This window comes from Capnocytophaga sp. FDAARGOS_737 (assembly GCF_009730375.1).
Classification (GTDB): Bacteria; Bacteroidota; Bacteroidia; order Flavobacteriales; family Flavobacteriaceae; genus Capnocytophaga; species Capnocytophaga leadbetteri.
Genome location: NZ_CP046316.1, coordinates 280,058 through 302,101 on the forward strand (window position 1 = coordinate 280,058; position 22,044 = coordinate 302,101).

General features: G+C 39.4%; 23 protein-coding genes. 10 read left to right on the forward strand and 13 right to left on the reverse strand.

The genetic code is table 11. The features are described from left to right. Window positions 1–30: 30 nt before the first annotated feature. From FOC45_RS01270 to FOC45_RS01315, 10 genes are all read left to right on the forward strand, one after another. The gene (locus FOC45_RS01270; RefSeq protein WP_009392400.1) at window positions 31–3,255 is read left to right on the forward strand and encodes a gliding motility-associated C-terminal domain-containing protein; all 3,225 of its coding nucleotides are present in this window, start codon (window positions 31–33) and stop codon (window positions 3,253–3,255) included. A 9-nt stretch (window positions 3,256–3,264) separates the two neighbouring features. Beyond that, entirely contained in the window at window positions 3,265–4,674 is a 1,410-nt protein-coding gene (locus FOC45_RS01275) for a PorP/SprF family type IX secretion system membrane protein (RefSeq protein WP_009392402.1), read from the forward strand. Between the two features lie 84 nt (window positions 4,675–4,758). Next, complete coding sequence (locus FOC45_RS01280) at window positions 4,759–5,163, forward strand: hypothetical protein (RefSeq protein ID WP_009392404.1); 405 nt, start codon at window positions 4,759–4,761, stop codon at window positions 5,161–5,163. Window positions 5,164–5,205: 42 nt separating this feature from the next. Beyond that, the gene (locus FOC45_RS01285; protein ID WP_034539878.1) at window positions 5,206–5,592 is read left to right on the forward strand and encodes a septal ring lytic transglycosylase RlpA family protein; all 387 of its coding nucleotides are present in this window, start codon (window positions 5,206–5,208) and stop codon (window positions 5,590–5,592) included. 3 nt (window positions 5,593–5,595) lie between these two features. Beyond that, window positions 5,596–6,099 (forward strand): YqiA/YcfP family alpha/beta fold hydrolase, encoded by a 504-nt coding sequence (locus FOC45_RS01290; protein WP_009392406.1) that lies wholly within the window; start codon window positions 5,596–5,598, stop codon window positions 6,097–6,099. A 19-nt stretch (window positions 6,100–6,118) separates the two neighbouring features. Further along, on the forward strand, window positions 6,119–7,111 hold the full coding sequence (gene hemB / locus FOC45_RS01295; protein WP_009392407.1) for a porphobilinogen synthase: 993 nt from the start codon (window positions 6,119–6,121) through the stop codon (window positions 7,109–7,111). 9 nt (window positions 7,112–7,120) lie between these two features. After that, a complete protein-coding gene (locus FOC45_RS01300) occupies window positions 7,121–7,633 on the forward strand; it encodes a cytochrome c (protein ID WP_009392409.1) in 513 nt (170 codons plus the stop codon). 73 nt (window positions 7,634–7,706) lie between these two features. Beyond that, window positions 7,707–8,897 (forward strand): phosphoglycerate kinase, encoded by a 1,191-nt coding sequence (gene pgk, locus FOC45_RS01305; protein ID WP_009392411.1) that lies wholly within the window; start codon window positions 7,707–7,709, stop codon window positions 8,895–8,897. A gap of 14 nt (window positions 8,898–8,911) precedes the next feature. Then, window positions 8,912–9,739, forward strand: a complete 828-nt coding sequence (locus FOC45_RS01310; RefSeq protein ID WP_034539881.1) for an AraC family transcriptional regulator — start codon at window positions 8,912–8,914, stop codon at window positions 9,737–9,739. 82 nt (window positions 9,740–9,821) lie between these two features. After that, entirely contained in the window at window positions 9,822–10,457 is a 636-nt protein-coding gene (locus FOC45_RS01315; RefSeq protein WP_009392421.1) for a DUF417 family protein, read from the forward strand. Between the two features lie 56 nt (window positions 10,458–10,513). Here FOC45_RS01315 and FOC45_RS01320 read toward each other — a convergent pair whose 3' ends face one another. From FOC45_RS01320 to FOC45_RS01380, 13 genes are all read right to left on the reverse strand, one after another. Further along, window positions 10,514–12,808: an inorganic phosphate transporter gene (locus FOC45_RS01320; RefSeq protein WP_009392424.1), complete on the reverse strand. Its 2,295-nt coding sequence runs from the start codon at window positions 12,806–12,808 to the stop codon at window positions 10,514–10,516. Between the two features lie 27 nt (window positions 12,809–12,835). Then, a complete protein-coding gene (locus tag FOC45_RS01325) occupies window positions 12,836–14,095 on the reverse strand; it encodes a hemolysin family protein (RefSeq protein WP_009392426.1) in 1,260 nt (419 codons plus the stop codon). A 51-nt stretch (window positions 14,096–14,146) separates the two neighbouring features. After that, window positions 14,147–14,815: a YceI family protein gene (locus FOC45_RS01330; protein ID WP_034539883.1), complete on the reverse strand. Its 669-nt coding sequence runs from the start codon at window positions 14,813–14,815 to the stop codon at window positions 14,147–14,149. Window positions 14,816–15,466: 651 nt separating this feature from the next. Continuing rightward, the gene (locus FOC45_RS01335; protein WP_009392429.1) at window positions 15,467–15,997 is read right to left on the reverse strand and encodes a hypothetical protein; all 531 of its coding nucleotides are present in this window, start codon (window positions 15,995–15,997) and stop codon (window positions 15,467–15,469) included. Between the two features lie 323 nt (window positions 15,998–16,320). Continuing rightward, window positions 16,321–16,848, reverse strand: a complete 528-nt coding sequence (locus tag FOC45_RS01340) for a gamma carbonic anhydrase family protein (RefSeq protein WP_009392430.1) — start codon at window positions 16,846–16,848, stop codon at window positions 16,321–16,323. Between the two features lie 41 nt (window positions 16,849–16,889). Then, entirely contained in the window at window positions 16,890–17,114 is a 225-nt protein-coding gene (locus FOC45_RS01345; protein ID WP_009392431.1) for a DUF3820 family protein, read from the reverse strand. Window positions 17,115–17,126: 12 nt separating this feature from the next. Next, window positions 17,127–17,318 carry a hypothetical protein gene (locus FOC45_RS01350; RefSeq protein WP_009392432.1) on the reverse strand — a complete coding sequence of 64 codons (192 nt, stop codon included), beginning with the start codon at window positions 17,316–17,318 and terminating at the stop codon, window positions 17,127–17,129. Window position 17,319: 1 nt separating this feature from the next. After that, window positions 17,320–17,775, reverse strand: coding sequence for a hypothetical protein (locus tag FOC45_RS01355; RefSeq protein ID WP_009392438.1), 456 nt, complete (start codon window positions 17,773–17,775; stop codon window positions 17,320–17,322). 39 nt (window positions 17,776–17,814) lie between these two features. Next, entirely contained in the window at window positions 17,815–18,933 is a 1,119-nt protein-coding gene (gene bioB, locus FOC45_RS01360) for a biotin synthase BioB (RefSeq protein WP_009392439.1), read from the reverse strand. 98 nt (window positions 18,934–19,031) lie between these two features. Beyond that, entirely contained in the window at window positions 19,032–19,274 is a 243-nt protein-coding gene (locus FOC45_RS01365; protein WP_009392440.1) for a hypothetical protein, read from the reverse strand. Between the two features lie 9 nt (window positions 19,275–19,283). Next, complete coding sequence (cmk, locus tag FOC45_RS01370; RefSeq protein ID WP_009392441.1) at window positions 19,284–19,958, reverse strand: (d)CMP kinase; 675 nt, start codon at window positions 19,956–19,958, stop codon at window positions 19,284–19,286. Between the two features lie 282 nt (window positions 19,959–20,240). Further along, window positions 20,241–21,113, reverse strand: a complete 873-nt coding sequence (locus FOC45_RS01375; protein ID WP_009392443.1) for an Abi family protein — start codon at window positions 21,111–21,113, stop codon at window positions 20,241–20,243. Window positions 21,114–21,404: 291 nt separating this feature from the next. Continuing rightward, entirely contained in the window at window positions 21,405–22,037 is a 633-nt protein-coding gene (locus FOC45_RS01380; RefSeq protein ID WP_009392446.1) for an HdeD family acid-resistance protein, read from the reverse strand. Between the last annotated feature and the right edge of the window lie 7 nt (window positions 22,038–22,044).

Genomic DNA, 22,044 nt, shown 5'->3' on the forward strand with positions numbered 1-22,044 from the left:
GCAATGTTTTTAATATTTTAAAGGAAAAAGATGAAAGTAACAAGATTTTTAGCGTGTACTATAGTAGCTTTTCTGACGTATTTTAGCAATATGCAGCTATACGCTCAGACCCAAGGCTCGCTTAAGCAGGCTAAGTTGGGTTTTGCGATATATGCTTGCCCTAAAAGTGATTTTAACAGCTTTAGGGTAAATATCTCGTGGAAACCTCCTTTCCCTAACGCTGATAACAAATACTTTGTAGAACTTTCGGATGCTGATGGTAATTTTGACAACCCTACCACTCTTGCTACGATTACTGATAAAAACAATCGCAGTGAGATACCTGTAACCTTTCAGTTCCCTTCTACTACCCAAGGTAAGAAATACAAAATAAGGGTAAGAAGTACAAGTCCGTCGAATGAAGTGGTAGCCTTTTGGGAAGCTGGCGGCAATAGAGGGGAAGAGATAGAAGTTCATTATCAGGATGTTACCACTCAGATAACCGTATCGCCTATCAATGTAACGCTTTGCTCAGGGCATACACAAGAGCTAAAAGTTACTGCTTTGCCAGGGGGTAAAAATCCGTCTAACTACAAGTACAAATGGTATAAGCTGAAAGAAGCAGGCTCTTCGGGCAATAACATTCTTTTGGCAAGTGACGCGCCTCCTACCCAGACGGTTAGCGAGGCAGGTAAGTATTATGCTGAAATAGATTACGGCGCTTGTTCAGGAGCGACTAATGCGCGTTCTGCCAATATCACAGTAGGAGTATCGGGTAATCAGACTGTTACCCTTAGCAGTTCGTCTACCGCTATCTGTACTAACGATGCTTTTACGCTTACCGCTACCCCTCCTATAGCAGGGAGTAAGTATTTTTGGTATTACTACGCTTCAGACCCTCAGACAAAAACTAAAATAGCAGAGACTGACAATAATACCTACACTGTGAATGCACCTGATAATAAGGCAGGGAAATATTATGTGGAAGTAGGAAGTGGAGGTAATTGCGATGTGCGTTCTAACCAAATTGCTATTACTCGCAAAGACGATATTATGGCTACTCTGAACACTACAGGCGGTAGCGTGCTAATGCCCGGTAAGAATAAGACTTTTACAGTAAGCACTACAGCCGAAGCGCCTACCTACAAATGGTTTAAAGATGGTACGGAGATTAGCGGTGAAACAGGTGCGACCTTAGTAACTACTTCGGCAGGTAAGTACAAAGCTGAAGTAAGTCAGACAGGTAGTTGCCCCGTAACAGTGCAAACGGCTGAATATGAGCTTACTCAGCCAGATAACTTCAAAGTAAGCATCAAAACAAAATCTGCTTATCAGGATTGTACTTACGACCGCGTAACCCTAACGGTAGATAAGATTGTAGCGCAAATAGGCAGCAATGAGGTAACCGTAGACCCTACTGATTATTCGTTTTTTACCTTTCAATGGCAGGCGAACATCACAGGTACTTATGCTAATGTAGGCACTAATGCTAAAGAGATAACCTTGAGCAGTGCCTTAGAAAACGGTAAATATAAACTGAATATAACAGGGCCTAACTATAGTAGCATACCCGAATCGAACGAAATAAGCATTTTATTGAAAGATGCTAATGCGCTGAAGATAAACGGAGGTGTTGCAGACTTAGAATATTGCGGTGCCTCTGTAACCTTAACCGTTACTACTGGTGCTAATGCTTCGTCTACCTACACTTGGTATAAGGACGGTGCACAAGTAGCACAAGGGGTAGGACTTACTGAGTATAGTACTGAGGGCTCGGGGTCATTCTACGTATCGGTAAGTGCTAATTATGGTGGCTGCCCTGCGACTTCAGCAGCGATAGTAGTAAGAAAGAAAAATATAGTAGTGCGTTGGGAAGATGATATGGGTACACGCGAGATTTTCTACGCAGGGAAAACTAATGAGCTGAAAGTATCGCATAATATGGAATCGCCTACTATAGAGTGGACAAAAAATGGTACTGTATTGACAGGTGAGACAGGCACCTCGCTTACTATAAGCACTGCACCTACTTCAGTAGATATTTATCAGGTAAAGCTAACAGATACTGGTACTTGTGGTAATACAGTAACTTTAGGGCCTGTTTATTTTGAAACCATCTCTGATATTCAGCAATTGCGCGTAGGTACTGTAGCTTCAGTAAATTGCGAAACACGCACACAAACTACCCTTGAATTGCAACAAATAAAAGTAAAATTGAGCAGTTCGGGAGAGGAAGTGATTGTAAAGAAATCAGATTATCGTTATTTTAGCTTCCAATGGGCTAAAGATGGTAATGATGTATATGGAGAAACGAATCCTACTTATGTAGTATCGAGTGCGGGCAACTCTGATGCCGCTCAATATACCGTGCGTGTGATTTACAATACTAGTATTATAAAGGTTTCAGACCCTAAAACAATAGCCTTTACACCTATTCCTGATTTTGAAATATCTTCATCGGAAGGCGCAAAGACTACCGCTTACTTATGTCCTGGAGGTTCGCTAACTTTAACTGTAGCCTCTGATAGTTTTGACCCAAGTTCGTCAGTAGCGGATAGTTTTTCGTACAAATGGTATAAAGTAACCAGTGCTAACTATCGCAACGATACCGCTTTGGGTAGTGAACAGCCTACTGCAACCGTGAGCGAGACCGGAGAGTACTATTTGGAGATAAACAACGGAGGTTGCCCTAAGCGCGCCCACATAAAGGTAGAAAATTACCGCACAGGTAACCTAAAAATAAAACAAATTACCGCTACAGGCGCTTTAGCTAAGGAAATCACCCAACACAGTTCGGCAAGAGAGCGCAAGTTAGATGTGAATGTAGGACAGCAATTGGTAGCTGACGGAGGTAATAACTTTGTTTGGGCGAAATCAGACGGCACAGTGACCTATGGCAGTACCCTAAGAATCACTTCAAAAGATATGGCAGGCACCTATACACTAAAAGAAGAATCGTGTACAGCTGTGGGGGCTAACACCCTTGATTTTGAGCTGAATATTTTTGAAGTAAAAGTAATTCCGAATATAGTAACGCCTAATGCTGATGGCGTAAACGACTATTGGGTAATACCTGATACGTATTGCCAACCTAATGTGCGCGTGACCATCTATAGTCAGGAAGGGAAAGAGGTGCTTTCGACTACTAATTATCAGAACAATTGGCCAGATAGCACTACTTATAAAGAATTAGGCAAACGCTCATTAGTGTTTATCTATGTGATAGAAGGAGGCAATGTGGAAAAACAGAAAGGAGTGATTACCTTATTAAAGTAAAAGAAACAGATGAAGATTATATCTAAAATAACAGTTCTTGTGTTTGTGCTTTGTACCCAATACCTTTTGGGGCAAAGTGACGGTAATTACTTGCCATACGAATTGCCAGGACATACAGCCGTAAAGTATAACACCTATCTGATGAACCCTGCTTTCCCGATTTTTGGCAAGAATGAATCGCAGATTACCTTCTTCCACCGAAACCAATGGATGGGCTTTAAAGAGGATAAATTTAATACTTTTGGGCTATCGTACGGAAAGAAATGGGGGGGTGATGCCGGCAAGAAAACTGTGGTAGATGACGGGAATAATATGGCGCACGGACTTATCTTTCAGCGTACCGCTTCTATCTTTGCCAACACAGGTGTATTAGGTAACTATGTGCACCAAGTGGAAATATCAGATGATAACTTTTTGAGATTGGGTATTAATGCGGTGTTTGCCCGCAGTAGCATAGATAAAAGCAAAGTGCGTGCGAATGTGAATGACCCTCTTATAGAGAATGCTAAGGCGGTAAATATTATCAATATACAACCAGGTTTTGATATTAATTTCAACGAAATGCACTTTGGTATTACTGCCGAAAACCTATTAGACTACGCTTTTTCGGCTGGAGAAATGGCAGTGCCTTTCAACGAAAAATCGCTTACTGCCCACGCGATGTATCGTCACGCATTAGATAGCAATAGCGATTTTTTAGAAGATGCTGTTTTGACCGTATTAGCTAAGGGGAAGAAGAGCAGTGATAACTTTCAGTTAGGCGGTCACGTGATGCTTGATGCTAAAATGGGTTGGGCTTATGCCGGCTATGACCAAAAGTATGGCGCTTTTGGAGGGCTGGGCTTTAATATAGCCAACCACGTGAGTATAGGGTTTGGCTATGAACAGAGCATAGCGGCTTATGTATCGGAATTGGGAGGTAGTTATGATATAGTACTTTCGTATCAGTTTGGTGGTAAACATCACATCAAACCGCCGAAGGTAACGCCTACACCACCTACACCGCCAGCACCAGTGGTAGAAAAACCTAAACCAGCTGTTGCCACTCCGACAGTAAGCGAAACTAAAACGCCTACTACGCCACCACCAGCACCAAAGAAACCTAAGTCAATTTCAGATCAACTAAAAGACCGTATGACTTTGGTAGAAGATAAGATTGCAGGAGCAGGTATCCCAGAAGGACACTATGTAGTGATAGGGGTATATCGGAATGCAGGAGGAGCTTATGATATGCTGAAGAAAGTACGCCAATTAGGCTTAAGTGTATTCTCATTTAAACACCCTGAAAACCAGATGACTTATCTATATGTAGAAAAACCATTTGCATCGAGAGGTGAAGCCGGAGAGGCGATGATAAACCTACTGCGCCGACCTGAGTTTAAAAACTCTAGGGTATGGGTGCTAAAAGTAGGACGATAACCATATATAAAAACGATGCTTTAGTGTACTAAGGCATCGTTTTTGCGCTATATTAAATAATTAACCACTAAATAAAAGAAGGATATGAAGAGGATGATTGCGAAAACTATCTTATGCCTTGTTATGGGGCTAGTGTATGGCATTGCCCAAGCACAGAAAAGTGCAGAAGTGCAAAGTGCTTTAGACCAACGAATGCGCCTGATAGAAGACAAGATTTCGAGCGAGCAGATAGCTGAGGGCTATTACATAATTGTAGGCGTGTACAGCCACTATAAAGGGGCTTGCACCAAGATGAAGCGTATTCAGCAGTTGGGGATTAAGGCAGCCGTTTTTACACACCCTGAAAACCAGATGAGTTATACCTACATAGAAAAGGCATTTGATACACGCGGTAGGGCAGGAGAGATGCTACTAAAATTGCTTAGGCTACCAGAGTTTTCAGAAGCAAAGCTATGGGTGCTGAAAGTAGGCAGTAAATTAGCTAAGTAGCAGAAGGACAGATGAATTAATAATAAAAGAGAATTAAGAAAAATGAAAATAAAGCTTGTAAGGATAATATTATGCTTGTGTTGTGCTTTGATGATGAGTGCTTGCGGAACAGCAAAAAAGCCAACGGGAGTGTATAAAACTGATGTGAGTGCGAGTTATTACCACGATAAGTTCAACGGGCGAAAGACTGCCAGCGGAGCGATATTTAGCAATAATAAACTCACTACAGCTCACCCCTCTTTGCCCTTTGGCACTCAGCTAAAAGTGACGAATAGGGCTAACGGCAAATCGGTAATAGTAACCGTAACTGATAGAGGCCCTTTTACTAAAGGGCGTGAGCTCGACCTTACCAAACGCGCCTTTATGGGTATCACCGATAATAAGAACAAAGGCGTATTGCAAGTAGATATAGAAATTGTAAAACAATAACAAATGATAACTTCAACAACCAAGATTCTTTACCTACACGGGCTTGATAGTACCCTGCAAGACGACCGCCGAGCGGTGCTGGCTCCCTATGGAGAGATTGTTGCCCCTGTGCTCGATTATCGCAATACTCCCGACCTTTTTTCAACATTGGTTAGGGATTATGCCGATGTAACGGCTATTATAGGGTCGAGTGCTGGTGGATTAGTGGCTTACTATCTGGCACAGGCGTTGCTAAAACCGTGTTTGCTCTTCAATCCAGCTTTCACCTATAAAAACGAACTGCCGGCTACGGTGCAGTCCAATCCTTATTACGCTGCTTATACTCAGATAGTTATAGGATTGCAAGACACTGTGATAGACCCTTGGCAGTCGTTAGCAGAACTAAAAGGACAGCTTAAAACCCGTCAGCCAGCCGAAATACACCTTATCAACACTATGGCGCATAGCTATCCGATAGGGATTTTTGAAAAAGAAGTAGCTTATTTTATGCAAAAGATTGATGATTAATAATTTATAATTAATAAAGATGTATCCATTAAGAAGAAACCGCCGTTTGCGCCAGAATGAAGCTGTGCGCAGTCTTGTAAGAGAAACTATAATTACTCCAGATGATTTTATGGTGCCCCTATTTGTAGTAGAAGGTAAAGGAGTAAAAGAAGAAATAGCTTCGATGCCAGGTTATTACCGCTATAGCCTTGACCTATTGGCAGTGGAAGTGAAAGAACTTTGGAACTTAGGGTTGAAAGCAGTACTTCTATTTGTAAAAGTACCTGATGACTTAAAAGACAATAGAGGAACAGAAGCCTCTAACCCTAAAGGACTGATGCAGCGCGCTATACAAGCCGTTAAGAACGCTGTGCCTGAAATGTTGGTGATGACTGACGTGGCTCTTGACCCTTATTCTGTTTATGGTCACGATGGTATCGTAGAAAAAGGACAGATAATAAATGACCCTACGGTAGAAGCCCTCTGTGGTATGGCACTTTCGCACGCTGAAGCAGGTGCTGACTTTGTAGCCCCCAGCGATATGATGGACGGACGCATAGAGGCGATACGCGAGACCTTAGAAGACAATAACTTTCAGAATGTAGGGATAATGTCGTACAGCGCTAAGTACGCTTCGGCTTTTTATGGTCCTTTCCGCGATGCACTCGATAGTGCTCCTGTAGACCAAAACGATATTCCTAAGGATAAGAAAACCTATCAAATGGATTATCACAACCGTTTGGAAGCCCTACGCGAAACCCGTATGGACATAGAAGAAGGGGCTGACATTGTGATGGTGAAACCAGGGCTTTGCTATTTAGACATCGTGCGCGAAGTGAAGAATATGAGCGAGGTGCCGGTAGCAGTTTACCAAGTATCAGGCGAGTATGCTATGCTGAAAGCAGCTGCAGCTAATGGTTGGCTTGACCACGATGCGGTAATGTTAGAGCAGGTAGTGAGCATAAAACGCGCTGGTGCAGACATTATTGCGAGCTATTTTGCTAAAGAAGTAGCTAAAATTATTAACAGATAACACTATACTATGAAAAAAACACTATACACACTCTCAGCTATAGCTTTTTTGGCAGTAGGCTGTGGCGGAGGCACTAACAATAATAACTCTGCTAATGATAATGCGAATGAAACTGTAAATACAGCCAATACTACAGAAGTACCTAAAGAGGCTTCAGCAAAACCTACTGAATATCCTAACTGGCAGACAAACAAAGGAATAGGGAAAGTGAAGACTATCACTCCCCCTTTAGCCGACACTCCTGATGCCGCTATGGCAGCCAAAGGAGAGGCTACGTTTAACCAATATTGTATGGCTTGTCACCGTCCTACTAAACGACTTATAGGGCCAGCAATGGCAGGGCTAACCGATTATCGCACTCCTGAATGGTTGATGAATATGATACTGAATCCGGAGCAGATGATAAAAGAAGACCCTATCGCCAAAGCGCAGTTAGAAGAGTACGGCAGCATAATGCTAAACCAGCATTTAACTGAGCAACAAGCCAGAGAAGTGTTGGAATATTTGCGAACCATAAAGTAATTTGCTTATTAAGATTATTTTTTGTACCTTTGTAGCTTGAAAAATATAATAATATTTTAAATATATAAGATATATGAGAACCATAGACAATTTTAATTTCGCAGGCAAAAAAGCCCTTATTCGTGTGGACTTCAACGTGCCTTTAGATGAAAACTTCAAAGTAACCGACAATACCCGTATTGAGGCTGCTAAACCTACTATCAGCAAAATCTTGAATGATGGCGGTACTGTAGTGCTAATGAGCCACTTAGGTCGTCCTAAAGGAGAGCGCAACGATAAGTATTCTTTGCGTCACATCGTAGGTGAAGTAGAGAAAGTATTGGGCAAGAAAGTGATTTTCGTAGAAGATTGCGTAGGCGAAGTAGCTGAGAAAGCCGTAGCCGCAGCTCCTGCAGGTAGCGTAATATTATTAGAAAACCTACGTTATCACAAAGAAGAAGAAAAAGGTGATGAAGGTTTCTCTAAAGAGTTGGCTAAGCTTGGCGATATTTATGTGAACGATGCTTTTGGTACGGCTCACCGCGCTCACGCTTCTACAACTATTGTAGCAAAATTCTTCCCAGAACGCAAATGCTTTGGTTATCTTCTCGCTAAAGAGATTGAAAGTATCGACAAAGTGATGAAATCAGGTGAAAAACCTGTAACTGCTATCTTAGGAGGCTCTAAAGTATCATCTAAAATCACTATTATTGAAAATATTTTAGATAAAGTGAACCACCTTATCATCGGTGGAGGTATGGCTTATACTTTCATTAAAGCACAAGGCGGTAAGATAGGTAATTCTATCTGCGAAGACGATAAACAAGAACTCGCTCTTGATATTTTGGCTAAAGCAAAAGCTAAAGGGGTAGAAGTACACCTACCTATAGATGTGGTAGCAGCTGATGCTTTCGACAACAATGCTAAAACCCAAGTAGTACCAGTAAATGCTGTACCTGATGGATGGGAAGGTCTTGATGCAGGGCCTAAAACCCTTGAAAATATCAAACAAGTACTTCTAAAATCTAAAACTATTCTTTGGAATGGGCCTGTAGGAGTATTTGAGTTGCCTACTTTTGCTAAAGGAACTATAGAAGTAGGTAATTTTGTAGCTGAAGCTACTAAAAACGGAGCTTTCTCGCTTGTAGGAGGAGGTGATTCAGTAGCAGCAGTGAAACAATTTGGCTTTGAAAATAAGGTAAGCTATGTATCTACCGGTGGTGGTGCAATGCTCGAAAGCCTTGAAGGTTTAGTATTACCAGGTATTCAAGCTATTAACGAATAAAAACGATACTACTTTTGAAAGTAGCTATCAAACATATAACAGAACAACAATTCTCCACCGCACCAGTGCGAGTGGAGAATTATTGTATTTATATGTTGCAAGGGGAAGGCGATTTTGTGGTAGATGGCACTCCTTATTCTTACAAAGGTAATACGCTGCTTTTTCTTACGCCTTTTCAGTATTTTCAGTGGGTAGCCGCTAGCAATAGAGAGGCAGTGCTATTGCAGTTTCACGGCGATTTTTACTGTATAGAATACCACAAAAAAGAAGTAGCCTGCAATGGGTTGCTCTTCAATGCGCTATTCTTGCAGCCCCATATAACTGTTAGTGAGGGTGTTTATGCTGAAATACAGACGCTTTTTGCGCGTATAGAGGCTGAAGTGGCTAGTCTCTCTCCTTATTCTGAAGCCGTATTGCGCTCTTATCTACAGCTTATCTTAGCGCTCTCGAGCAAAGCCAAAGGCGAACAGATAGAAGATGTTCCTACTGAGGCAGACCACCGTTTAGCAACAGACTTTCAACAATTGCTAGAAACGCATTTTATAGACCAGCGCGAACTACCTTTTTATGCAGAAGCACTGCACCTCACTCCAGATAGTTTCAGCAAGAAAATAAAAAAGCAACTTGGTAAGACGCCTACTCAGTTGCTACAAGAACGTTTGGTGCTTGAAGCCAAAAAACAGTTGCACCTCACCTATAAATCTATTAAAGAGGTAGCTTTCTACCTTAATTTTGACGATCCTTTCTACTTCAGCAGATTCTTCAAAAAACACGTAGGAGTATCGCCTAAAAGCTTCCGCGAACACGTAGGAATTTCAATCGTGGCAGAAAAGTCTATGTAATGGACTTTTTTATCCATTCTTATCTACTTAAATTGTTGTACCTTTGCCCCCGAAATAAGTAATTTAAAAAACAGTAATTATTATGCAAAAGTTATTATCATTTTTAGCAGGTAGCGAACGTTGTTTTGTAAACTATATTAGAGTCGCTATCTTTATTGTAATGGCGTGGATTGGCGGATTGAAAGTATGCCAATACGAAGCTGATGGTATCGTACCATTTGTAACTAATAGCCCTTTTATGAGCTTTTTCTATGCTAACTCTGGCAAAACTGCCATAGACGAAAACGGCGTAACAGGCGAAGCTAACAAAGGTAAAGAAGTAGCTCAATACAAGCTGCACAAAAACCCTGAAGGTAAGATGGTGAAAGCCAATATAGAGTGGCACAAAGAAAACGGTACTTATGTTTTTTCTTACGGTTTAGGAACTTTTATCTGCCTTATTGGGTTACTTACTCTATTAGGTATCTGGTCACCTAAGATTGGTGTGATAGGAGGTTTGCTTACCTTTGGTATGAGCATTGTTACTCTTTCATTCCTTATCACTACACCTGAAGTGTACGTACCTAATTTAGGTGGAGATATGCCTACACCAGCTTATGGTTTCCCTTACTTATCAGGGGCTGGGCGTTTGGTATTAAAAGACGTTATTATGTCGGCAGGAGGACTTATAGCAGCTTCTGAAGCAGCTCGTCGCTTGCTTAAAAAACAAGAAAAATAAGATTTATAACGCCATAAAAAAATAGGCTGCCTATAAAGGTAGCCTATTTTTTTATATTATTTATTGTAGTTTGATTGTACTTCTTTGAGGTTCAGAGGTCGCTTCTTGCGTGCTTGCTGTTTTTGGTACTCGTCAAACTGCATCATTAGGTTATTATTTGCTCTGATAAGCGCATTGGTCTCTAATAAGATACTGAAGTAAAGCTTAGTAGTTTTCTGGCTTGTTTCAGTAGTGCGAATACGGTCTATCTGCTTTTGCACCATTTTAGACACCTCATCTTTCAGATTACGACAATCGGCTAAGATAGTGTGCAACTTAGAATAGTCTTCCCCTTTAAATATTTCAGCCTCTGCCTTAAATACCTCTTCCATCTTGTCTGATATACTCTTCAGGTCGCGGAGCTGATTAAACTTCAGATTCTTATGATTGTTGTTAACGTGTTCATAACTATTTAGTGTGATAGCCGTCATACATTGTGCCATATCTTGCAAGTAATCTAAGATAAGAATGTAAAATTTGCTCGAAGCTACTGAACTTTCTGTCAGGGACTTGATAAAGTAGTATACATTCCCTTTCATCTCATCTAACTCTTTCTCTAATTTCTTAGCGTTCTTCTTGTTCTTTGTTAGCTTGCTAAGGTCTTGTGTGCTAAGATTTTTCACCACTTTACTATATAGTTGGTCTATGCGGGAAATAGTGTCTGAAACATAAGTAGAACTTTCTTTAATAACGCCGCCTATGGTAGCTAAGTCAGCGCGGTGGAAGTGTCGTCCTTGCGACTGGGCACGCTGTTTGTTTCGGTAGGCTATTGCGTTGCGTATCAACAAGAAGCCTACTACAAAAATCATCACAATAAGTCCTATAACGCTGCCGTAGTACAATATACCTGCTACGATAAAGGCTCCTATGCAAGCCACTATAGCTGTTAAAAACCAGCCGCCTACTACGTTTAGTACCCCAGCAACCCTATATACGGCACTATCGCGACCCCAAGCTCTATCGGCTAATGAAGACCCCATCGCCACCATAAAGGTAACGTAGGTAGTAGAAAGAGGTTGCTTTAGCGAAGTACCAATCGCTATTAAGCTACTCGATACCACCAAGTTAATCGCAGCCCTTACCAAGTCGAATGCTGGTAGGTCTTCTTCTTTTATATTGGGATTAGGGGCAGGCTTTTCAAAACGCTTATCTATCTTTCGGCTTATGCTCTTAGGGGTTATAAACTCTATAAAGTTAGCAGTTCCTACTGTGATGCGCACCAGAAAACGAGATAAAAAGTTAGCCGAAAACTGCTCAGCTCCTTCGCTCTGACGTGAGAGATTTACCCCTGTTTGTATTACGTGGTGGGCTTTCTTTGAGAACCAAAGCGTCAGAATCATTATAGAGCCTGTTAAAAGCAAAATAGCTGTGGGGGTACTCATCTGTCCGCTGCCTAATGCTGTCATCTCCAAAGCATTATGGGCTACCCCGCTATTGTGCCATATATCATACGACTGATAAGCGGCGACAGGCACCCCTATAAAGTTCACCAAGTCGTTGCCTGCAAATGCCATCGAAAGGGCAAACGTACCGCTGAGGATGATAATTCTAAATATATTTACGCCCATACGTATAAGAATGTGCGAGAGTATGCTATAGAATACTAAGCAACCTATTAGCAGCATTCCTATATTGTCATTCATCCACTCTATGGCTGTTTTAGGGATAAAAGTAACGTCTTTAAGTCCTTTGAAAATAATAAAATAAGAAAGGGCAGTAAGCGAAAAACCTCCGAATACGCCTCCTATATATTTGATACTTTTCTCATAGCGGAACGAAAATACCAAACGTGCAAAATACTGCACGATAGCCCCCACCACAAAGGCAATCGCTACCGAAACGAAGATACCTAAAATGATTTTTCTTGCTTCAGTAGTATTGATATAGTTATAAATATCGCTTAAAGGCTGATCTGCCTGTAGGGTTTTGATAAAAGCCACGCACATAGCCGCTCCTAAAAGCTCAAATACGATAGAAACAGTGGTAGAAGTGGGCAGCCCAATGGTATTGAAAAGGTCAAGCAGCAGTATATCAGCCAAAATGACCGACATAAAGATAACCATTACCTCATCAAAGTAGAATTGAGAGGGGTTGAATATCCCTTTCCGAGCAATTTCCATCATTCCACTCGAGAAAATAGCCCCTATGGCTACCCCTACACTAGCTACTATCATAATAGTGCGTAGGGTTGCTACTTTCGAACCCACAGCCGAGTTTAAGAAATTTCCTGCGTCATTGCTTACCCCTACCGTCAAATCGATGATAGCAAGTACTGCAAAGACAAAAAGCATAAAAATATATACTTGTTCCATATAAAATGTTTAATTTAGCTATTTCATTTATTCATCATTCTCCTTGATGAATATTCTTACTGTTTCTATTCTGGTTTGCGAACAAGCCTCTATCAAAAACACAAAAGGCGGCAGACTTATCGTTTCTCCTTGTGTAGGTATCTCTTCAGTATGCAAAACAATAAGTCCTGATAGCGTTTCGTACTCTTCGCTCTCAGGCAAGTTCAAGTGATAAGTTTCGTTGATGTAATCTACCTCTAATCGCGCTGAAAATAGGTATTCATCATCTGATATTTTTTCTTCTATAAATTTATCTTTGTCGTGTTCGTCTTCTATTTCGCCAAATAGCTCTTCAACTATATCTTCTAAGGTAACGATGCCTGAAGTACCACCATACTCGTCCAATACCACCGCCATACTCTTGCGCTTGCGCATTAGCAGGTTGAGGACTTCATTTATCTGTATCGTCTCCGGAATCGTTACTACAGGTATAAGCACTTCTTTGATAGTTTTAGGTTTTTTAAACATATCAAAAGAATGCACATATCCTACTATATCGTCTATATTCTCATTGTAAATCAATATTTTAGAGAATCCAGATGAAACAAAAGTAGCTATTAGGTTCTCAATAGTTTCATTTAGGTCTACCGCTACTATCTCCGTGCGCGGTATCATAATCTCGCGTGCTTTTACTCCAGAAAACTCCAGCGCATTCTGAAACATCTGTACTTCAGCATCAACCTCTTCTTTTTTGGGGGCATTACCCATTTGCTCTGAGATGTAATCTACTAACTCTACTTTGGTAAATGAAAGCGGCACATAATCGCCTTTGGTTTTAAAAAACACCCGCAGTACGAAGTCTGAAATCCATATAATAAAACTCGAAAAAGGATAAAAGAGGAGATAAAAAAAGTAAGCAGGTATCGCAAAAAGTTTTAGCAATTGGTTAGCGTAGATTTGAAAGAAAACTTTAGGCATAAACTCTGCCGTGATAAGGATAATCAGAGTAGAAATAATGGTATGCCACAGTACATTCTGAAAAAAAGGAGGAAGAAGTAGCGTCATCACCTTACCCATTTCAAAACCATATACTACTAAGGCTACATTATTGCCTACAAGCATAGTAGCCAGCAGTTTAGATGGGCGATAAGTCAGTCGCGTAAGTATATTCGCTATCAGCCCCTCTTGCTTCTTTAGGATTTCGATGTGCACTTTGTTAGAAGATACGTACGCAATCTCAAACCCTGAAAAAAAAGCCGACAGCACAAGGGTAGTCAGTATTATAACTATGGATATTGGTTCAATCATATATTTAAATAAAAGGCAGCAGTAGCTACCATTGCCTTTTATAGGTTTGCATTATTTAGTAGCTTTAGCTTTTACTACTAACTCTATATCGTCATTGATAAACTTATCTTTAAGGTCATCAAAAACCGATTTAGAACCGTAGTTTACTCCGAAATCTACACGGTTAATTTTAAAAGGCTCAGAGCTAATTTCCACTGCGTTATCGCTAACAGCTACAGTGGCAGGGAAAGAAATCTCTTTAGTTTTACCTTTGATAGTAAGGTCGCCTGTAAGGTTTTTGCCGTCAAAACTTTTGAAGACAAAAGAAGCGGTAGGATACTCTTTTATGTTGAAAAAGTGGTCTACTTTCTCAGGGTCAGTGCCTTTTAGGTGCGCTTCAAGAGCTTCTTTGCCATCGCCAGCTTTCAGGTCAAGTACGGTGATAGTACCCATATCAAGTACAAATTCAGCTTTAGTGATAGCGCCGTTTTCAACGTTTACACCACCAGAAGTTACATTCACAGTACCGTGATGTTTACCTGCTGGCTTAGAGCCTACCCATTCTACTACCGAGGTAGGGTCTACTGTATAAGCATAAGCAACTTGAGCTTCAGGAGTTTCTACTACAGCTTGTTCAGTAGTGGCCGAAGCGGTATCAGCTCCTTGCTGAGAGTTAGTATTCTCACAGCCTACCAAAGCGATACTTGCTATCATAGCCATACTAAGTACGATTTTTTTCATAAATGAAAATATTATTAAGTTTATTATGCGGCAAAGGTACAAAATAATTATTAATTGACAATTAGCAATTAATAAAAAAAGACCCTCCTTTGTTAAGGAGAGCCTTTTTTCACAATGCATATAAATACTACTACTAACTCCAAAATTAATACTTTAGTTCTAATAAATGATTTTTAGTAATTTAATTTTTTTCAATACTTTGTTTTAATAAAATGAATATAATGATGATAGGATTTGTTTAAGTATTTTCCAAAAATAAATGTTTTAATGAATGTAATTTAATTTTTATCTAACAATGTTTCTTATAGCAATTTCAGTAATTTTGTTTAATTCAGTTTTTCAATATTAGTTTATCATTTATTATATTTAAAATGCACTACTGTAACCCAACTAACATCCCGTCTGCCAGTTACGCTATCTATATAGAAAATAGCGTGCCAAACTCGTAATCTTTTATATAAATATTTGTAAAAGACTCATTATCAGTATAAAATAAAAATTCTTTTATCTCAAATTTTTATGCTTAATCCGTTCTATTTGTATAGTAGATATACAGCTGATTGTATAGCTAACACCTCTTATACACGCTAAAATAAAACAGGCAGCGAGCCGAAAGCTTCACTGCCTGTATGATTATTAGAAAAAAGATTATTAAAACTTATAGCCTATTTTGATACCTAAGTTAGGTTCGATAGCCCAGAATTTGCCATCGTCATTTACTCCTTTATCAAAGTTGCGTGCTATGTTAGCATATGGTGCGATGATAAAAGTATCGTTGTAATTCCACTGATAACCAGCCCCTATACCCAATATAAAGCTGTTAAGACTTGTTTTGGTGCCATCTTCGTATTTGAAATGACCAAAACGTTGTTTGATAAAAGGGTTAATGTACGGACCAGAGTTGCCGTCTAAATCGAAGTAGTAGTTATATCCTACTTTGATACTTGTAGCATTAAATTTTTCCCCTTCTTTACGAGTAAAGAAAGAGAAACGGTCATTGATAAAAATCTCACCTTCTATCGATTGGTTAAAGGCGATATAGTGTTCGTATCCTAACTCTACAGAAGATAACCATATAACATTCAAGATATTAAGATTTACTTCGTGTTTAGGAAAATCGTCTTGTGCGAATGTTTTACCAGTGAAAAACAATAGCACTGCTGCTAAAATAATTCTTTTCATTGTTCTTTCTTAAATTAAAAAATAATGGCAAAGATACAACTAATTTGTTAATTAGCAAATTTGTGGTGACTAAATAGCAAAAAGTCCAGCATCACGCCGGACTTTTTTATTTAAAACTAACTAATTCACAATTTGAAGGAGTAGGTAACAACTATAAAAAACACTAAAAAAAGAAATACCCCCCAAACGATGAACTGCAAACGAAATATAAAAACACTGCTATAATGTTTCTGTTTAAATACGGGGCAAAGATATATATTATTTTGATATATTCAAAATAATATATAGAATAATTTTAAACAATATATCTAATTACTTCATTTTCAGTCTTTAGTATTTTCTTCTTTGTCTATCCAACTAGCGTATTTAGGGTAGTTAGTGGCGGTACGGCGTATGAGGGCTTTCTGCGCCTCGGTCGTATCTTTTAGCTTTTTGGCAGGTATCCCAGCATACAGACTGCCTCGCTCTATATGAGTGTTGGGGGGCACTACAGCGCCCGCTGCTATAATACTGTCGCTTTCTACCACACAGCCGTCCATCACTATGCTGCCCATTCCTATCAGTACATTGTCTTCTATGGTGCAGCCGTGTACTATAGCATTATGCCCTATAGATACATTGTTACCTATAGTAGTAGGGTGTGTTTGGTAGGTAGCGTGGATAACGACTCCGTCCTGAATATTAGTATTGTTGCCTATGCGAATGCTATTAACGTCGCCACGCACTACAGCGTTGTACCATACAGTGCAATGGTCGCCTAACTGTACATCGCCTGTGAGGGTGGCGTTTTCAGCAAAAAAGCAACCTTCCCCAAAGGTAGGTTGCTTCCCATTTACTTTCTTTAGTAACATTTTTTTAAATTTTGAATTATCTAACCACTAACAGCTAGCGACTAACGACTAACCACTAACGACTTCAGATTATCAATAATCTCTTGTAGTCCGTTAGTTTTTATCTCGAAAGTAGTAGCTAAAAGCATACCCAATTTGCCTTTCGGGAAGCCTTGAGTGCTAAACCACTCTAGATAATGAGAGGGCAAATCGGCTATCATAACACCCTTATATTTACCATAAGGCATCGGGGTAGTAATGATTTCTTTTAGAATATCAGGGTTCATTTAATTAGAAAATTATTGGCAAATAGGTTCGTTAAAAAATCCTTCAGGGAAGTGTACTTTTTTTAATATTTTATTTGCCCGTTCTAATTTTTTAGAGAAATATACTCGTGTATTATCCAAAATGGGAGTATCACTATAAGTTACTCTGATGTTGTATTTCTCTAAATACTCTTTTTCTTTGGCTCTTTTTTCTTCTGCTGTCATATCATTGGCGTTTTTTGCGATAAACTAAAAAACCTATATAATTACCATTTGGGTCAAAAGGTTCCATTATTTCTTCTGAAACTAAACCGTAGATATAAAAATCTTCTAAAGCTTGTTTTAAAAACCTTGTGATTCCTTTTCTATAAAGCCTATTTCTTGAAGGGGTACTACCTTCAGCATATATGTACGCATCCGGATTTTCATTTGTGAAAAGATAAACAGTTGCTACTACCGTAGCTAATACTTTTTCACTATCTCCATTATCAGATACGATAGTATCATCTAATAGTTCTCCCGTCTCAATATCTTTATCTCCAAAACCTAAGTTAAAAAAGCCTTTAGTTTCTGTCTCTTGAAAGATAACTACTTTATATATTTTTCCTTTTTTCCCTTCACTTATGAACTGATAAATATAAGGCGTTTCATCGTGAATGATATCATATTGTGGTAGGTTCATTGGTTCTTATACTAATCTTTCATTACATTAGCAAATCAGCTACGCTAATTTTACCATTTTTCTCTTCTCTTCGTTGCGCTCTATCTTGTGGTTAGGACGCGTCCATTTAGGGTTTTCTCCTAACGAATGGTACTGCGAGTCAGCTGCTTCCACGGTCTGTGGTTGTGGGTGCGTTTCGAAAGGCTTTTGTATGCGCATACCCAGTACGCCAAGCATCTGCATATCCTCATTGATGTCAGGGTTAGGGGTAGTCAGTAACTTGTCGCCTGCAAAGATAGAGTTAGCCCCTGCAAAGAAACACAAGGCTTGTCCCTCTTGGCTCATTTGGGTACGTCCGGCTGATAGGCGTACTTGCGACTCTGGCATCACGATACGCGCTGTGGCTACCATACGCACCATCTCGAATATATCTACCGGCTTACAATCTTCTAAAGGAGTGCCTTCTACGGGTACTAAAGCATTGATAGGCACAGACTCTGGTTGCGGATTGAGCGTTGATAAGGCTACTAACATACCTGCTCGGTCTTCTAATGATTCGCCCATACCTATAATACCCCCACTGCATACGGTGATATTGGTTTTGCGCACGTTGTCAATCGTCTTCAAACGGTCTTCGTAGCTACGAGTAGAGATAATCTCTTTGTAGTATTCTTCAGAGGTGTCGAGGTTGTGATTGTAGGCGTACAAACCAGCTTCGGCAAGGCGTTTAGCTTGGTTTTCGGTTAGCATACCAAGGGTGCAGCACACCTCCATATCAAGTTTGTTGATAGTACGCACCATTTCGAGTACTTGCTCAAATTCTGGACCATCTTTTACATTGCGCCACGCTGCCCCCATACACACGCGCGAAGCCCCTGCCGATTTAGCACGTAGAGCTTGTGCTTTCACGTGGGTAACGCTCATCATATCGGCGTTTTCTATTTTCACCTCTGTTTCGTAGCGTGCCGACTGCGGACAATAAGCACAGTCTTCAGAGCAACCTCCTGTCTTGATAGAGAGTAGGGTAGAGACTTGCACCGAATTAGGGTCGTGGTACTTGCGGTGTACGGTCGCTGCTTCGTAGAGCAAGTCCATTAGGGGTTTGTTATAGATAGCGATAATTTCTTCTTTCGTCCAGTTGTGGCGCGCTCCGCCACAAGAGCAATTGTGTTCACACATATTTTTTTATTTTGTCTTTTCTTTAATCGTTATAATACTCTTCTACTACTTCTTTTATAATTTTCATATCTACGGTGGTATATTCACTTTTATTAAAACTATAATTCATTGAGTACTTCGTCTAAATCACGCGTTTGTAACTTTCCTTGTCTGACGGCTTTTACTTCTTTTACCCTCTCGATGAACATCTCTTTAAATTCTTTTTCTTTGGCAGAAAGTTCTTCTCTAAAAGAACTATCGAATTTAGTTTTGGTGGTATGAGCAAAACCAAGCCCTTTCGTATATTCTACGAATATCGATGCTTGCTTGGCGCTGTCGTCTGTGGTGATAGTATGCGGCATAAGGTTCAATTATTTATTAACCAAGGATAGTATTTTTTCAACTTGTTGGTCGATGGTTAGGTGGGTGTTGTCGATAACGATAGCATCATCGGCTTTCTTTAGGGGCGACTCTTTGCGTGTGGTATCGATATGGTCGCGGTGTTGTATATTGGCAAGCACTTCGGCAAAAGAGGTATTGTCGCCTTTGCTTTTCAGCTCGTTATAACGACGCTCAGCACGCACTTGTTCGCTGGCGGTCATAAATATTTTTAGTTCAGCATCGGGGAATACTACCGTCCCAATATCCCGACCGTCCATTACTACACCTTTCGCTTCGCCCATCTTGCGTTGTAGGTTTACTAAATAAGTGCGTATTTCGGGTTGTTTGGCTATCTCGCTCACCCAATTAGCTACATCTATGCTACGGATGTCGTTTTCTATATTTTTACCGTTGAGGTATAGCTCTGCGAAGCCTACTTCGGGGTTGTATACGAATTTTATTTCTGACTGTCTGAGGGCTTTCATCAGCGGTTTCACCTCGATGCCTGAGGTAGAGGCATAGCCTTTCTCGAGGGCGAGGTAGGTAACGGCGCGGTACATCGCACCTGTATCAATATACACATAGCCTAATGCTTTGGCTACTGCTTTGGCGGTAGTACTTTTCCCTGTAGAGGAATAGCCATCAATGGCGATAATGATTTTCATCAATTTTAAAATTTGAATTAATAAATTAGTGACTGTAAATCAGGGTGGTTGAATAAACCGCTCATATTCTACACGGCAAAGGTACGAATAATTTGCCAATTAGCAAATATGTCAATCAGCAAATTAGTAGCTTTTGTTATTATTTAAAATACAAAAAAGCCTCTCCGCTTGGAAGAGGCTTGTAGTTGTTCGCTTTTTAAGTGCCTGTTTTACTGCTTGTGTAAAAGGACACTGTTACCAAAATGCCGTCGCATTTCTATGGTGCAAAATTACAACATTTTTTTATTCTACCAAAGAAATTTTAGATTTATCTTTTATAATTTTCATAATTCTCTCATTATCAGAATGTCTAAGAAATAACTCTTTTAAATTATTTTGAAAATCATTAGCTCTATTAGCAGATATTTGTTGCAAAAAATAGCTTATTACTTTTATAATAGCACTCAGAGAGTTCTTTTCTTCGTCTGAAATTTTAACAACACCTTTCTTTACAACGGTTTCATAATAACTAAGGTCGTATAATACACGAGTATGCGAACAGATATTGCGAATATTACGGATAACCTTAAAATAATTATCAAATACTTTGATATTTCGTACTCTATATTTTGAAGCTATTGCTGTCTTTATTTCTTCCTCTTTTAGTGAGGTAAATAGCGTATAAAGACTTCCTAAAGTCATAAATTCAAGTGTTTTCCAAGCAGGAGCGTACTTGTCATTGGGGTATTTGCGGTGATGCTCGGCAATAACTTTATTTTTCTTTTTAATATCAGTGTAGAAATTATCTAAAGTATCTACAAATTGGTTTTTCATTATTTTTTTGTCGGCAAACCAAAACGGATTATCTTTGTAGTGGTTAGAAACAATGTGGATAATACGGGTTCGCAGATTGATTTCTATTCTACTTAGTACTTTGATGAGTAAGAAACGCAAATCAACATCTAGGTAATATAAATTGATTACTGTAGAGAAATGGGTATTATCTAAGAAAAGATGTTTTTTGAAGTCTTTTTGAAAATGATACCAATAAAAACCTAATCGGTAATAGCCTACATCTTCTAATATTTGTTCGGCTTTATCTTCATCGTCAAAAATCATTCCTCGTTTTTTAAGGAGTTTTATTTGTTCTTCAATACTTCTTGCTTTTCGCGCCATAATAATAGTTTTAGCTGTTTAGAAAGGCAAAGGTACGAATAATTTGCCAATTAGCAAATATGTCAATCAGCAAATGAGTAGCTTTTGCTATTATTTAATAATAAAAGATAAGATAAAGACAACTCTTAAAAAGAGTGCTGGATATTGAACGTAGGCGCGTCAATTATAAAATCATAATACCTCCAAAGAGTATTTAATTCTTTGGAGGTATTTTCTGCAAAAAAGCACTATAGCTCTGTAATCATAGGTATAACTATAGACTTGTGCCAGTGGTATTTTACTAATTTGCTGTTATTTCGTAGCTTCTTTCACTTCTTTTTCGAGGTCTTCTATGCGGTTCTTTAAATCATCTGATAACTTTTGAGCAGAACCTTTTAACTTTTTCAGATTGAACGAAAGTATTACAGATGAAATACCTGTGAAGATAAATGCTAAACCAGTGAATACTACTAATGAGATACCTGTAAAGATAGGATTAGCAATCAAAATGAACGAGAGGATAATACTCAATACGCTCACTATGGCTAAGTTCCCCCAATTCAGTACGCCTGCTTCTTTTTCTTCGAAGGCAAAACCAAGTAGCTGAAACGAACGGAATAGCAACGTAAAACCTACTACCAATGGTAATATAAACATTGATAGGGCAGGATACATAAGTAAAAAAATACCCATTATCAATGAAATGAGTCCGCTTACCAAATACCAACCCCAACCATTGAGATTTTTAGTATTCTGTAGAGCAAAGAAGGATTCAGTTATCCCCGATACTAAGAACGAAAGACTAAAGAGTATTGAAAGGGTAAGATAAGAAGCTTGTGGTGATATAATTACCCCTATACCACAAAGAATGAACAAAATCCCTAAAATAAGGTGAATGTACCAGTGTTTTACTGATCTTCTGATGGATTTGAAAAAATACAACATAACTTTA

What these genes read in the sequence shown, in the direction of transcription:
- FOC45_RS01270 (WP_009392400.1), top strand. Translation starts at nt 31, where the DNA reads ATGAAAGTAACAAGATTTTTAGCGTGTACTATAGTAGCTTTTCTGACG.
- FOC45_RS01275 (WP_009392402.1), top strand. Translation starts at nt 3,265, where the DNA reads ATGAAGATTATATCTAAAATAACAGTTCTTGTGTTTGTGCTTTGTACC.
- FOC45_RS01280 (WP_009392404.1), top strand. Translation starts at nt 4,759, where the DNA reads ATGAAGAGGATGATTGCGAAAACTATCTTATGCCTTGTTATGGGGCTA.
- FOC45_RS01285 (WP_034539878.1), top strand. Translation starts at nt 5,206, where the DNA reads ATGAAAATAAAGCTTGTAAGGATAATATTATGCTTGTGTTGTGCTTTG.
- FOC45_RS01290 (WP_009392406.1), top strand. Translation starts at nt 5,596, where the DNA reads ATGATAACTTCAACAACCAAGATTCTTTACCTACACGGGCTTGATAGT.
- hemB (WP_009392407.1), top strand. Translation starts at nt 6,119, where the DNA reads ATGTATCCATTAAGAAGAAACCGCCGTTTGCGCCAGAATGAAGCTGTG.
- FOC45_RS01300 (WP_009392409.1), top strand. Translation starts at nt 7,121, where the DNA reads ATGAAAAAAACACTATACACACTCTCAGCTATAGCTTTTTTGGCAGTA.
- pgk (WP_009392411.1), top strand. Translation starts at nt 7,707, where the DNA reads ATGAGAACCATAGACAATTTTAATTTCGCAGGCAAAAAAGCCCTTATT.
- FOC45_RS01315 (WP_009392421.1), top strand. Translation starts at nt 9,822, where the DNA reads ATGCAAAAGTTATTATCATTTTTAGCAGGTAGCGAACGTTGTTTTGTA.
- FOC45_RS01320 (WP_009392424.1), bottom strand. Translation starts at nt 12,808, where the DNA reads ATGGAACAAGTATATATTTTTATGCTTTTTGTCTTTGCAGTACTTGCT.
- FOC45_RS01325 (WP_009392426.1), bottom strand. Translation starts at nt 14,095, where the DNA reads ATGATTGAACCAATATCCATAGTTATAATACTGACTACCCTTGTGCTG.
- FOC45_RS01330 (WP_034539883.1), bottom strand. Translation starts at nt 14,815, where the DNA reads ATGAAAAAAATCGTACTTAGTATGGCTATGATAGCAAGTATCGCTTTG.
- FOC45_RS01335 (WP_009392429.1), bottom strand. Translation starts at nt 15,997, where the DNA reads ATGAAAAGAATTATTTTAGCAGCAGTGCTATTGTTTTTCACTGGTAAA.
- FOC45_RS01340 (WP_009392430.1), bottom strand. Translation starts at nt 16,848, where the DNA reads ATGTTACTAAAGAAAGTAAATGGGAAGCAACCTACCTTTGGGGAAGGT.
- FOC45_RS01345 (WP_009392431.1), bottom strand. Translation starts at nt 17,114, where the DNA reads ATGAACCCTGATATTCTAAAAGAAATCATTACTACCCCGATGCCTTAT.
- FOC45_RS01350 (WP_009392432.1), bottom strand. Translation starts at nt 17,318, where the DNA reads ATGACAGCAGAAGAAAAAAGAGCCAAAGAAAAAGAGTATTTAGAGAAA.
- FOC45_RS01355 (WP_009392438.1), bottom strand. Translation starts at nt 17,775, where the DNA reads ATGAACCTACCACAATATGATATCATTCACGATGAAACGCCTTATATT.
- bioB (WP_009392439.1), bottom strand. Translation starts at nt 18,933, where the DNA reads ATGTGTGAACACAATTGCTCTTGTGGCGGAGCGCGCCACAACTGGACG.
- FOC45_RS01365 (WP_009392440.1), bottom strand. Translation starts at nt 19,274, where the DNA reads ATGCCGCATACTATCACCACAGACGACAGCGCCAAGCAAGCATCGATA.
- cmk (WP_009392441.1), bottom strand. Translation starts at nt 19,958, where the DNA reads ATGAAAATCATTATCGCCATTGATGGCTATTCCTCTACAGGGAAAAGT.
- FOC45_RS01375 (WP_009392443.1), bottom strand. Translation starts at nt 21,113, where the DNA reads ATGGCGCGAAAAGCAAGAAGTATTGAAGAACAAATAAAACTCCTTAAA.
- FOC45_RS01380 (WP_009392446.1), bottom strand. Translation starts at nt 22,037, where the DNA reads ATGTTGTATTTTTTCAAATCCATCAGAAGATCAGTAAAACACTGGTAC.